This window comes from Coriobacteriia bacterium, from assembly GCA_041658765.1.
Taxonomy (GTDB): Bacteria; Actinomycetota; Coriobacteriia; order Anaerosomatales; family JBAZZO01; genus JBAZZO01.
Genome location: JBAZZO010000014.1, coordinates 35161 through 47604, shown reverse-complemented (window position 1 = coordinate 47604; position 12444 = coordinate 35161). Strand labels below are relative to the sequence as shown.

At 67.3% G+C, this 12444-nt stretch carries 16 protein-coding genes and 1 pseudogene; all 17 read left to right on the top strand.

Features of this window, described 5'->3' with window-relative positions; all coding sequences use genetic code 11:
• The first annotated feature begins 53 nt into the window (after positions 1-53).
• The 17 genes and pseudogenes from rho (at position 54) to atpE (ending at position 12418) form a co-directional block, all read left to right on the top strand.
• Positions 54-1322, top strand: a pseudogene (rho, locus tag WC971_08800) (transcription termination factor Rho).
• 109 nt (positions 1323-1431) lie between these two features.
• Positions 1432-1905, top strand: coding sequence for a 50S ribosomal protein L31 (gene rpmE / locus WC971_08795; protein MFA5844909.1), 474 nt, complete (start codon positions 1432-1434; stop codon positions 1903-1905).
• A 74-nt stretch (positions 1906-1979) separates the two neighbouring features.
• Entirely contained in the window at positions 1980-2663 is a 684-nt protein-coding gene (gene thyX / locus WC971_08790) for an FAD-dependent thymidylate synthase (protein MFA5844908.1), read from the top strand.
• Positions 2656-3591 carry a DUF1385 domain-containing protein gene (locus WC971_08785; GenBank protein ID MFA5844907.1) on the top strand — a complete coding sequence of 312 codons (936 nt, stop codon included), beginning with the start codon at positions 2656-2658 and terminating at the stop codon, positions 3589-3591. The genes thyX and WC971_08785 overlap by 8 nt, the downstream gene beginning before the upstream one ends.
• Before the next feature lie 83 nt (positions 3592-3674).
• Positions 3675-3926, top strand: coding sequence for a hypothetical protein (locus WC971_08780; GenBank protein ID MFA5844906.1), 252 nt, complete (start codon positions 3675-3677; stop codon positions 3924-3926).
• A complete protein-coding gene (locus WC971_08775) occupies positions 3923-4264 on the top strand; it encodes a type II toxin-antitoxin system PemK/MazF family toxin (protein ID MFA5844905.1) in 342 nt (113 codons plus the stop codon). Before WC971_08780 ends, WC971_08775 begins: the two co-directional genes overlap by 4 nt.
• 59 nt (positions 4265-4323) lie before the next feature.
• The gene (gene prfA, locus WC971_08770) at positions 4324-5391 is read left to right on the top strand and encodes a peptide chain release factor 1 (protein MFA5844904.1); all 1068 of its coding nucleotides are present in this window, start codon (positions 4324-4326) and stop codon (positions 5389-5391) included.
• 1 nt (position 5392) lies between these two features.
• On the top strand, positions 5393-6265 hold the full coding sequence (gene prmC / locus WC971_08765; protein MFA5844903.1) for a peptide chain release factor N(5)-glutamine methyltransferase: 873 nt from the start codon (positions 5393-5395) through the stop codon (positions 6263-6265).
• Positions 6262-6897 (top strand): L-threonylcarbamoyladenylate synthase, encoded by a 636-nt coding sequence (locus WC971_08760; protein MFA5844902.1) that lies wholly within the window; start codon positions 6262-6264, stop codon positions 6895-6897. Before prmC ends, WC971_08760 begins: the two co-directional genes overlap by 4 nt.
• 68 nt (positions 6898-6965) lie before the next feature.
• Positions 6966-7418, top strand: a complete 453-nt coding sequence (gene rpiB / locus WC971_08755) for a ribose 5-phosphate isomerase B (protein MFA5844901.1) — start codon at positions 6966-6968, stop codon at positions 7416-7418.
• Entirely contained in the window at positions 7418-8665 is a 1248-nt protein-coding gene (gene glyA, locus WC971_08750) for a serine hydroxymethyltransferase (protein ID MFA5844900.1), read from the top strand. Before rpiB ends, glyA begins: the two co-directional genes overlap by 1 nt.
• Before the next feature lie 28 nt (positions 8666-8693).
• Complete coding sequence (upp, locus tag WC971_08745; protein ID MFA5844899.1) at positions 8694-9338, top strand: uracil phosphoribosyltransferase; 645 nt, start codon at positions 8694-8696, stop codon at positions 9336-9338.
• Between the two features lie 10 nt (positions 9339-9348).
• Positions 9349-9822 (top strand): cytidine/deoxycytidylate deaminase family protein, encoded by a 474-nt coding sequence (locus WC971_08740; protein MFA5844898.1) that lies wholly within the window; start codon positions 9349-9351, stop codon positions 9820-9822.
• A complete protein-coding gene (locus tag WC971_08735) occupies positions 9822-10907 on the top strand; it encodes an MraY family glycosyltransferase (GenBank protein MFA5844897.1) in 1086 nt (361 codons plus the stop codon). The genes WC971_08740 and WC971_08735 overlap by 1 nt, the downstream gene beginning before the upstream one ends.
• 146 nt (positions 10908-11053) lie before the next feature.
• A complete protein-coding gene (locus WC971_08730) occupies positions 11054-11383 on the top strand; it encodes a hypothetical protein (GenBank protein MFA5844896.1) in 330 nt (109 codons plus the stop codon).
• A gap of 3 nt (positions 11384-11386) precedes the next feature.
• The gene (gene atpB, locus WC971_08725; protein MFA5844895.1) at positions 11387-12142 is read left to right on the top strand and encodes a F0F1 ATP synthase subunit A; all 756 of its coding nucleotides are present in this window, start codon (positions 11387-11389) and stop codon (positions 12140-12142) included.
• A gap of 42 nt (positions 12143-12184) precedes the next feature.
• Entirely contained in the window at positions 12185-12418 is a 234-nt protein-coding gene (atpE, locus tag WC971_08720) for a F0F1 ATP synthase subunit C (GenBank protein MFA5844894.1), read from the top strand.
• The last annotated feature ends 26 nt before the right edge of the window (positions 12419-12444 follow it).

Below are 12444 nucleotides of genomic sequence, written 5' to 3'. Positions count from 1 at the left end.
GTCCGCGCAAGCGCGGCCGTCGCGGGGGAAGCGGCGGTCACCAGGAGCAAGGTCCGTCGATCTCGCGCGAGGAGCTGATGGGCAAGACCGTCGCCGAACTCAGGGAGATCGCCGGCGGGCTCGGCATCGACGCCAAGGCGCTGAAGAAGAAGGACGAGATCGTCGATGCCGTCTTCGAGGCGAAGGTGAAGTCCGAGGGGTTCATCGATATCGTCGGCGTCCTCGACATCCTGCCGGAGGGCTACGGCTTCATCCGCACGAGCGGCTACCTACCGGGCGACAAAGACGTCTATTGCTCTATGTCGCAGGTCCGGCGCTGGGAGCTCCGTCGCGGCGACCTCGTCAAGGGGCAGGTCCGCCCTCCCAAGGAGACCGAGAAGTACGCCGCGCTGCTCAAGGTCGAGTCGGTCAACGGGAGGGATCCGGAGGCGCTGAAGGGCCGCAAGGAGTTCCGCGACCTCACGCCGGTCTACCCCGACGACAAGTTCCGCATGGAGTGGAAGCCCGAGGAGATAACGTCGCGGATCATCGACCTCGTCGCTCCCATCGGCCGCGGCCAGCGAGGGCTCATCGTCTCGCCGCCGAAGGCGGGCAAGACGACCATCCTCAAGGACATCGCCGCGTCGATCGCCACCAACGACCCCGACGTACACCTCATGTGCCTGCTCGTTGACGAGCGGCCTGAAGAGGTCACGGACATGGAGCGCTCCATCCATGGCGAGGTCCTCTCGTCGACCTTCGACATGCCCAGCGAGAACCACATCGCTGTGGCCGAGCTGGTGATGGAGCGCGCCAAGCGTCTCGTCGAGAGCGGTTTCGACGTCGTCATCCTTCTCGATTCCATCACCCGCCTCGCGCGCGCCTACAACCTCGCGACCCCCGCGAGCGGACGCATCCTCTCCGGCGGCGTCGACTCGACGGCGCTCTATCCGCCGAAGCGGTTCTTCGGCGCGGCGCGCAACATCGAGTTCGGAGGCAGCCTCACAATCATCGCCACCGCGCTCGTCGACACCGGTTCGAAGATGGACGAGGTGATCTTCGAGGAGTTCAAGGGCACGGGCAACATGGAGCTCCGTCTCGACCGGCGCCTCGCCGACAAGCGCATCTTCCCGGCGATCGACGTCATCCAGTCGGGCACTCGCAAGGAGGAGCTGCTCCTCGACCCGGTCGAGGCGCCATACATCTGGAAGCTGCGCCGCGTCCTGCACTCGCTGGATGCGGCGGCCGCCCTCGAGCTGCTCATCGACAAGCTCCGGCAGACGAAGAGCAACCGCGAGTTCCTCGCCGCCATCAGCAAGGCGAAGCTCAACAACGGCGACTGAGGGCGGGGTTCGGCCGTTCTCGCGCGTTTGCCTCGCTCCTGGGCGCGTGCTATCCTCTTTCGGCTGTCTGTGCCTGGTCGGAAACCAGGCCGTTTCGGAGGTGACTTCGGTGCGCCAGGGAATACATCCCGACTACGTCGAGACCAAGGTGACCTGCTCGTGCGGGAACACCTTCATGACTCGCTCGACCAAGGCGGATCTCCATGTCGAGCTCTGCTCGTCGTGTCACCCGTTCTACACGGGCAAGCAGAAGTTCGTCGACACCGGCGGGCGCGTCCAGCGCTTCGCCGACAAGTTCGGCAGCAACGCGACCGCCGTCCTCGATCGGGAGACCGCCGAGCGCGATGCTCGCCGCAAGGCGCACGAGGAGTCCGCGCTCGCCGCTCGCGAGGCCAAGGCCGCTCGCGACGCCGGTCGCGCGGGCCGTGCCGCCAAGCACGAGACCGCCGGGGCGGTGGAGTCCGGCGCCGCCGCGGCGGACGTCGTCGAGCCGGTCGTCGAGGAGCCGGTAGAGGTCGAGGAGCCGGTAGAGGTCGAGGAGACGGTCGTCGAGGCCCCCGTCGAGGAGACGCCGGCCGAGTAACCGCTGCGCGCAGGCCCTGGTATCATGGGGAGGCGGGTTCGCCCGCCTCCCTTTCTCATCCCGGAAGGCGCAGCGTGGACGTCCGGCTCCTCCATCACACATCCGACCCCGAGCGGGCGATCGCCGTCGCGGCCCGGCTGTGCTACGCCCCGGTCGGCGCCGCCGACCTCATGGAGTCGATGTCGGACGAGGCGGTACGCAAGGTCCTGCGCACGATCCTCTCCTCGGGACACACCTCGGCGCTCGAGCACGCCTCGTACACGTTCGCGATCGACGGCGTGAGCCGGGCGATGACGCACCAGCTCGTCCGCCACCGCCTCGCGAGCTACAACCAGCAGTCGCAGCGCTACGTCACCTTCTCCGACGAGCCGGTCTTCGTCGTCCCGCCGGATGTGGCCGCCGATCCCGGAGCGCGCGAGGTCTTCGACGCGGCGAACCACGCGTCGTTCGCCGCCTATCGCGAACTGCTCGAAGCGGGAGTGTCGGCCGAGGACGCGCGCTACGTCCTTCCCAACGCCACCGAGACCAAGATCGTCGTCACGATGAACGTACGCGAGCTGCTCCACTTCTTCGAGCTGCGATGCTGCAATCGCGCGCAGTGGGAGATCCGCGAGCTCGCGACGCGCATGCTAGAGATCGCCGCCGAGACCGCACCGTACGTCTTCCACGACGCGGGCGCCGCCTGTCGTCGCGGGCCGTGTCCCGAAGGCAAGATGACGTGCGGCGACCCCTATCCGAAAGCAGGTCCACGTGGCTGACGCCGAGAGGCACACCCACATCGGGGGGCAGGCGGTCCTCGAGGGCATCATGATGCGCGGCAAGTACAACTGGGCTATCGCGGTGCGCTGTCCCGACGGCACGCTGTACATCGAGGAGCACGACCTCGTGAGCGCCGCCACCACTCGACCGTGGCTGCGCTTGCCGATCGTGCGTGGCATCTGGGGCTTCTACGAGACGCTCGTCCTCGCGATGCGCGCCTTCTCCATCTCCGCCGAGCATGCGGGCGCCTCCGAGGGCGAGGACGGCGAGCACGTGACGCTGTCGGCCACGGAGATCGCCGTCACGCTCGTCATCGGCATCGCCCTCGCCATCGGTGTGTTCGTCATCCTCCCCGCCGTGCTGACGAACCTGCTTGGAGACGCGGTGAAGAAGAGCACGTACGCGTGGAACGTCATCGATGGCGTCCTGCGGCTCGTCGTCTTCTTCGCCTACATCTGGGTGATCAGCCGCCTCAAGGATATCCAGCGCGTCTTCGCATACCACGGAGCCGAGCACAAGACCATCCACGCCTACGAGCATGGCGAGCCGCTCGATCCCGAGCACGTCCAGAAGTATGGGACGCTCCACGTCAGGTGCGGGACGGCCTTCCTCCTCATGGTCATGGTCATCGCGATCGTCGTCTTCTCGCTCGTGCCGGCTCATACACTGCTCACCCGCATCCTCTCCCGGCTCGTGCTGGCGCCGCTGATCGCGGGCATCGCCTACGAGGTGACGGTCAAGTGGGCGGGCAGCAGGCCCAACGATCCCTTCGTGAAGGCCGTCCTCTGGCCGGGCATGCAGCTCCAGCGCATGACGACCCGTCCGCCCGAGGACGAGATGATCGAGGTAGCCGTCGCCGCGATGCTGCCCGTGATCGCGCGCGAGGAAGCCGAGGATGCCCGCGCCGCGGCGGCGGAGCCGGTCTAGGCGCACCACGGCTTGTATGTACGGTCAGTATTGACATCGCGTGATGCTGCGGCGCATGCTACTCGCCGAGAGGAGCATGCCGCATGGCCGAGTACACCCCGAAGCCCGCGCAGTTCCGCCTGCCGGCGTGGGCGCACGAGTTCCTCGCGCGCGAGTCCTCCTCGCGCGGCGTCAGCAAGACCGACGTCGTCCTCGAGGCGCTCGAGAGCCACAAGCGCGCACGGTTCGAGGAGCTCATGAAGGAGGGCTACATCGAGATGGCGGAGGAGCATCTCGCCGAGTGCCGCGTCTGGGACATCGCGCTCATGGACGGTCTGGAGAAAGAGGAGTGGTGAGACTGAAGCGGGGCGACGTCTGCTGGGTCGACTTCGAGCCGGTCGTCGGCAGCGAGCAGGGCGGGGTCCGCCCGGCGGTGGTCGTGCAGAACGACGTGGGCAACCGATTCAGCCCCACGACGATCGTCGCAGCGGTGACGACGAAGACCGTCAGCAAGCCGTTCCCGTTCATCGTGTCGTTGCCGCCGCAGGCGCTGCCGCGGGCGTCGGCGGTCGATTGTGCCCAGATCCGCACCATCGACCGCGCCAGGCTGCGCTCGGAGCCGATCGCGCATCTGGACGAGTCCGTGATGCGGGAGGTCGACGACGCGCTGCGTGCCTCGCTCGGTCTGTACTGAACCTCGGCGTGCTAGAATCCGAGCGCCGAAACACTACTCCCCGGGAGACTCCAGACCCTATGCGCGCCAAGCTGGACAGGATCATCGCGGCCTACGACGCTCTGACGGCCCGTTTGGGCGATCAGGCCGTCGTCGACGACCAGCGCGAGTACGCGCGCCTCGCCAAGGAGCATGCCGCCCAAGGGCCTCTCGCCGCCAAGGCGCGCGAGTACGTCGGCGCGCTCGACGAACTCGCGTCGGCGAAGGAGATGGCCCACTCCGAGACCGACCACGAGCTGCGCGAGATGGCATCCGACGAGGTCCGCGACCTCGGGGAGCGGCTGTCTTCGCTCGAGGACGAGCTCAAGGTGATGATGCTGCCCCCCGACCCCAACGACGAGAAGAACACCATCATCGAGATCCGCGCAGGGGCGGGCGGGGACGAGGCAGCGATCTTCGCGGGCGACCTCTACCGCATGTACACACGCTTCGCTGAGACGCAACGCTGGAAGGTCGAGGAGATCGACTCTTCCGAGTCCGACGCCGGCGGCTTCAAGGAAGTCAGCTTCATGGTGAAGGGCAAGAACGCCTACTCGAGGATGAAGTTCGAGTCGGGCGTCCATCGCGTGCAGCGCGTGCCCGAGACCGAGTCGCAGGGCCGCATACACACGTCGACCGCGACCGTGGCGGTGCTGCCCGAGGCGGAGGACGTGGAGATCGAGATCAACCCCGGGGACTTGCGCATCGACGTCTACCGCTCGTCCGGTCCGGGCGGGCAGTCCGTTAACACGACCGACTCGGCGGTGCGCATAACCCACGTCCCGACGGGGACGGTCGTCCAGTCGCAGAACCAGAAGAGCCAGCTCCAGAACAAGGAAGCGGCGATGCGAGTCCTGCGCGCGCGCCTCTACGAGGTCGAGCTCGAGCGCCAGCGGGCCGAGGTCGGCGCCGCCCGCCGCTCCCAGATCGGGTCGGGAGATCGCTCGGAGAAGATCCGCACGTACAACTTCCCGCAGGACCGCATAACCGATCACCGTATCGGCCTCACCGTGCACAACCTGCCGGCGATCATGATGGGCGACATCGGGCAGTTGCTCGACTCGCTCGCCGCGGCGGACCGCGCCGCGCGCCTGGCGGCGGTCGTCTAGGATGGGCGCGCGCGTCTGGACCGTGCGGGACGCGCTGGAGTGGACGTCGGGCTACCTGGACGAGCACGGCGACCCGGCTCCGCGCAGATCGGCGGAATGGCTCATCTGCGCCGCCACCGGTCTTTCGCGCGTCGAGGTCTACACCCTGTGGGACCGCCCGCTGAGTGAGGACGAGCGCGCGACGTTGCGCGAGGGGGTGCGCCGGCGCGCTGAGGGGGAGCCGCTCCAGCACGTCACTGGCGAGATGCCCTTCCGCCACCTCGTCGTCCGCGTCGGCCCGGGAGTCTTCATCCCCAGGCCCGAGACGGAGACACTCGTCGAAGCGGTGCTGGAAGCGGCGGGGCCGTCGCCGGTCGTCGTCGACCTCTGCACCGGCTCGGGATGCGTGGCGCTCGCCCTCGCGCAGGAGGCTGGCGCGAGCGTTTGGGCGACCGACATCGATCGCGACGCCGCGCTGACCGCGCGCGAGAACGCGGCCCGCCTCGGCCTCGCCGGGAGAGTCACGGTGCTCGAGGGCGACCTGTTCGCGCCGCTACCGCCGGATCTTCTCGGGGGCGTGGACGCCGTCGTCGCGAATCCGCCTTATGTGCCGACGGCCGATATCGCCGCTCTTCCGGGCGAGGTGGCGCGCTTCGAACCCGCGCGAGCTCTCGACGGCGGTGAAGACGGTCTCGATACGGCGCGGCGCATCATCGCCGAAGCTTCGCGTTGGCTGAGGCCGGGAGGCGTTCTGGCGATGGAACTCGACGAGACGCGCGTCGATGATGCTGCCATAGTCATGCGGGCGTGGTATGAAGGAGTACAGACCCGACGCGACCTGACCGGTCGCCCTCGGGTCGTCATCGGGCGAGCGACGGAGGCGAACGAGCTATGAGCAAGGTCATCCACGTGGATCAGGAGAACCCTTCCGCAGAAGCCATCAACCTGGCGGCCACGGTCCTGCGCAAAGGCGGCATCGTCGTCTTCCCGACGGAGACCGTCTACGGCATCGGCGCGAGCGCCGACTCGTGCATAGGCCCCCAGGAGATCATCGACATCAAGATGCGTTCGGCCCACAAGCCCCTGCCGTGGCTCGTGGAGGACGACAAGGCCCTCGATACGTATGGGATCGAAGTGCCCGACTACGCGCACCGGCTCGCCGAGGCGTTCTGGCCCGGTGCCTTGTCGATCGTGGTGAAGGCGTCGAAGCGCGTGAGCAAGGACTTCACGGACGAGCGGGGCACCGTCGCGCTGCGCTGTCCGGATCACGAGATCGTGCGTGAGCTCATCCTCGCTTCGGGAGGTCCGATAATCGCGACGTCGGCGAACACGTCCGGCAATCCGGCGGCCAGCGCCTTCGAGGAGCTCGAGCCGCGCATCATCGCAGCCGCGGACCTGACGCTCGACGGAGGCGAGACGCTGCACGGCATCGCGTCCACTGTGGTGGACTGCACAGGTGCCTTGCCCGAGATCCTGCGCGAAGGTGCCGTCGCGACCGAGGACGTCATGCGGGTCGCCGCCGCCTGACCTATTGACTGGTACAATCGCCGGGCGGCGCCCTTCGGGCGCCTTGTCCGTAGTCGTCGGAGGACTGCATGCGTATCTGGGTAGGGAGCGACCATGCCGGCTTCGTCCTGAAGGAAGCCGTCAAGGTCTGGCTGAGCGCCGACGGTCACGACGTCGTCGACGTCGGTACGGACTCCGAGGAGTCCGTCGACTATCCCGACTACGCTGCGTTGGTCGGCGGCGCGGTCGGATCGGGCGAGGCGGATCGCGGCGTCCTCGTGTGCGGGACCGGGCTCGGCATGGCGATCGCGGCGAACAAGGTGCCCGGCGTGAGGGCGGTCCAAGCGACCGATCCGGAGTTCGCCCGCATGGGACGCGCCCATAACGACGCGAACGTCCTGACGCTGGCGGGCCGCTACACCGATCCCGAGACGGCGCACCGCATCGTCGACGCCTTCATCGCGACGCCCTGGGACGGCGGGGACCGGCACGTGCGAAGACTGAAGAAGATCGCAGCCCTCGAAGAGCGGAGTGACGCCTGATGCCTCTACGCTTCGTCCCGCAGACGGATCCTGAGGTCGCTTCTGCCATCGATGCCGAACTCGCCAGGCAGCGGAACACGATCGAACTCATCGCTTCGGAGAACTTCGCGTCCGTCTCGGTGCTCGAGGCCGCGGGGACCGTGCTGACGAACAAGTATGCAGAGGGCTACCCGGGCAAGCGCTACTACGGGGGGTGCGAGCAGGTCGACGTCGTCGAGGAGCTCGCGATCGAGCGGGCGAAGCTCCTGTTCGGCGCCGAGCATGCGAACGTGCAGCCACATTCGGGATCGCAGGCGAACATGGCGGCCTACTTCGCGGTGCTGGAACCCGGCGACAAGATACTCGGGATGAGCCTCGCGCACGGAGGCCACCTGACGCACGGCAGTCCCGTCAACTTCTCCGGGAAGATCTACGAGGTGTGCACGTACGGCGTCAGCGCTGAGACGGAGACCATCGACTACGAAGAGGTGCGGGCGGTGGCGCGGGAGTGCCGGCCCCGGATGATCGTCGCCGGGGCGAGCGCCTATCCGCGCATCATCGACTTCGAGGCGTTCGCGGACATCGCGCGCGAGGTCGGCGCCTACCTGCTCGTCGACATGGCGCACATCGCCGGTCTCGTCGCGACGGGCCTCCATCCGTCGCCCGTGCCGCACGCCGACTTCGTCACCTCCACCAGCCACAAGACGCTTCGCGGCCCGCGCAGCGGCTTCGTGCTGTGCAAGGCCGAGCACGCGACGGCCATCGACAAAACGCTCTTCCCGGGCATGCAGGGCGGGCCGCTCATGCACGTCATCGCGGCTAAGGCGATCGCGTTCGGCGAGGCGCTGCGCCCCGACTTCAAGGAGTACTCGCGCCGCGTCGTCGCGAACGCGGCGGCGCTCGGGGAGGCCATGGTCGAATGCGGACTGCGGCTCGTCTCCGGCGGCACGGACAACCACCTTTGCCTGGTGGACCTGCGCCCAGCCGGGATCACCGGCAAGGACGCGGAGAAGCTGCTGGAGGGCCTCGGGATCACCGCGAACAAGAACGCGATCCCCTTCGACACGCAGAGCCCGTTCGTCACGAGCGGCATACGCGTCGGCTCGGCAGCCATCACCACCAGGGGCTTCACCGCGGGCGAGGCGCATACCGTGGGTTGCCTGGTCGCTCAGGCCATCTTCGGTCGCGACGACGAGGCGCTCCTCGCCGACGTGCGCGCCGACGCGCGTACTCTCATCGAGGCGCACCCGCTCTATCCCGAGCTCTAGCCGACAAGGACCGGAAAGAGGAGGACCGATGGAGCGTCACCGCTGGGACGATGTGCACGTGATGGACCACCCGCTCATCCAGCACAAGCTGTCCATCCTCCGTGACATCGGGACCGGCGCCAAGGAGTTCCGCGAGCTGGTGAAGGAGCTCGCGATGCTCATGGCGTACGAGGCGACGCGTCACTTCCAGCTTGCCGAGACGACTGTGACCACCCCGATCACCGAGACGACGACGCACGTCCTCGCGGGGAAGAAGGTCGCGGTCATCCCGATCCTGCGAGCCGGCCTCGGCATGGTCGAGGGCATCCTCGAGCTGATACCCGCGGCGAAGGTCGGTCACATCGGCCTCTACCGCGAGCCGACGACGCTCAAGCCCATCGAGTACTACTGCAAGCTCCCGGAGGACATCGGCGAGCGGGACATCCTGATCGTCGACCCGATGCTCGCGACCGGGGGTTCGGCCTCCGCCGCGGTGCAGGTCCTGCGCGAGCGCGGAGCCAACGCCATCGACCTCCTGTGCATCATCGCCTCGCCCGAGGGCATCGAGGAGGTCCGGCGGTCGTGCGACGACGTGCGCATCTACACGTGCGCGGTCGACAGTCACCTCAACGACCACGGCTACATCGTCCCGGGACTCGGCGACGCCGGCGACCGTCTCTTCGGCACGCGCTGAGGGGTCCCCAGTGACGAGCGAACGGGCGAAGCGCCCGTCTTGGGACGAGTACTTCATGGCCATCGCCGGTCAGGTAGCCGGCCGTTCGACATGTCTGCGCCGCCACACGGGCGCTGTCCTCGTCAAAGAGCGCCGCATCCTCGCGACGGGCTACAACGGCACGCCGAGAGGCCTGGCCCACTGCGATGAGGTCGGATGCCTCCGCGAGCAGCGGGGCATCGCATCCGGGTCGAACCACGAACTGTGCCGCGGTATCCACGCGGAGCAGAACGCGGTCATCCAGGCCGCGAAGCACGGCATCATCATCGACGGCGCGACGTGCTATACCACGCATCAGCCATGCGTCCTGTGCGCGAAGATACTCATCAACGCGGGGGTCGTGGGTATCGTGTTCGGCGAGCCCTACCCGGATCAGCTCTCGGAACAGCTCCTGGAGGAGGCGGGCATCCCAGTGACGCGCCTCCCTCTCGAGGGGCCCGAGTAGTGAGTCCCCGACACTATCTCGCGCTGGTGGCGGTCGCGGCGGGCGTCACGTGGGCGGTCACCCCGCTCGTCCGGGCGCTGGGCGTCCGCTGGCGCGTCGTGGCGAAGCCGGGCGGGCGCAACGTGCATGAGGGCGAGATCGCGCGCATCGGCGGCCTCGGGATCGTGGTGGGTTTCGCCGCCGCGGTCTCTCTCCAGGCGATCGGGGAGCGCTTCCTCCACTGGGGTGGCGGGCTGCTCTCGGGCGGGTGGCCGGTCGCGGGTGTGGCGGGCGGTCTCGCGGTCATCTTCGTCGTCGGGCTGCTCGACGACATATTCGACCTTCGTGCCGGAGGCAAGCTCGCCGGACAGGCTCTCGCAGCCGGGATCGTCATCGCAGCGGGCGTGAGGGTCGACTTCGTGGCCAACCCCTTCGGCGGAGGCCTGCTCGCGCTCGGGCTGCTGGGCATACCCGTGACGCTCTTCTGGATCGTCGGCTTCAGCAACGTCATCAACCTGATCGACGGGCTCGATGGACTCGCGGCCGGCGTCACGGCGATCGCGGCCACGACGTTTCTCGTCCTCGCGAGCCAGAGCAACCAGCTGGAGGCGACGGCGATGGCGTGCGCGCTGATCGGGGCGTGCGTGGGGTTCCTCCGTTACAACTTCAGCCCGGCCTCGATCTTCATGGGCGACTCGGGAGCGCTCTTCCTGGGCTTCGCGCTCTCCTCCATCGCCCTGCTCGGAGTGATGAAGTCCGTCGCGGCGGTCACCCTCGTCGTGCCGCTGCTCATCATCGGGGTGCCCATCTTCGACACCGTCTCCGCGATAATCCGCCGTACCCTCCACGGGAGACCCCTGCACGAAGCCGATCGTGGGCACATCCACCATCGCCTGCTCGGACGCGGTTTCACGCAGCGGCAGACCGTCATCGTGATCTACGTGTGGTCGGCGGCCCTCGCCGTGGGCGCGTACGGGATGCGTTTCGCGCCGGCGCTCATCAGGCTGGTCACGTTCGTGGTACTCGCGCTGCTCTCGGGGGTCATGGCTAGCTGGCTCGGCCTCTTCGAATCGGCCCATCAGCATGGTGTCGAGGATAGATCCTGACTCTCTTACTTCGCCTTGTTGGACCGAATCCCTTGGTGTACGATGGGCAAGCTTTCCGGGCCCCGGTCGGCCGACAGGCCATTCCGAGGCTCGATCCTCGAGGTATGACAACGCTGCAATAGGGGTGTCTCAAACTGTCTTCCGGTGTGTTCGATAACCTCCCGGCGCTGCTCTCAAGACCGGGAACGGCATTCGTGATCGGCCTGGCGTTCGGTGTGGGCCTGCTTCTGGCATCCCGGCGTTCGGCGCGGCTCGTGACTCCCGAGGACCCCTTGGTCGGCATGGCGAAGAGCGCCGTGGCCATGGTGGGGCGCATGCTACTCGTGCTACTCGCGCTACTCGCGTACTTCGTGTGGGCCCGGCGTGGGCTCGCGCCGTTCGGCGTGGGGCTCGTCGTGGGCTTCTTGGTGACGGTGATGGTCGAGGTGTTCGGGGCGTCCCGAGCGTCTCGCTCGGTCGCGGAAGGAGGTAGGTAGTACGTGGAGGGACTCGGCGACAAGGTTACCGTCCTGCTGGAAGAGCTCGCCTCCAAGCCCGTTTTCCCGGGCGGACTGAGCACGTACATGCTGTTCCTGCTCGTGGCCTTCGTGTTGACGCTGACCTTCTTCGTGGTGGCGTCGCGAAAGGTATCGCTCGTGCCCAAGGGCATCGGCAACGTCGCGGAGATGGGCATCGAGTTCGTCCGCGACAGCATGCTCGTCGACGTCATCGGGCCGGAGGGGAAGCAGTACCTCCCGTTCGTCGGGACGATCTTCTTCTTCGTCCTCTTCAACAACCTCCTCGGTCTGATCCCGGGCTTCAAGCCCGGCACGGGGACGATGGGAACGACGGTCACGTGGGCCATCATGGTCTTCATCGTCTACAACGCGATCGGCATCAAGCGGCACGGCGCGTGGGGCTATCTCAAGAGCTTCTGGCCGAAGGGCGTGGCCGCGCCTCTTGCGGCGTTCGTCGCCCTGCTCGAGATCATCAGCCATTTCATCCGGCCGCTGACGCTCTCGATCCGTCTCTTCGCGAACATGTTCGCGGGACACGTGATCCTGGGCATCTTCGGCATCTTCACCGTGATGCTCTGGAACGCGTCGCTCGCCGGCAAGGCGATCGCGCTGCTGCCGCTGGCGATGCAGATCATCATGTACGCGTTCGAGGTGTTCGTTGCGTTCATCCAGGCATACGTGTTCGCCATCCTGACGACCGTGTACATCAACGGCGCGGTGCATGCGGGCGATCACTAGGAGTGTGGGATCCGGTTCGGTAATGACAGGCGCGTAAGGAGGATCATCGTGATCGGTTCGCTTTCGGTTCTGGGTGCAGGTCTAGCGTTCGGTCTCGGGGCGATCGGCCCCGCCCTCGGCATCGGCATGATCGGCGGCAAGACCATCGAGTCGATGGCGCGCCAGCCCGAGATGGCCGGTCGTCTCCAGACGACCATGTTCATCGCCCTCGCGCTCGCCGAGGCCATCGCATTGCTCGGTTTCGTCCTGGCGTTCGTCCTCATGGGCGTGAAGTAGTCACCCTCTAGTGACCTCAGGAGGTC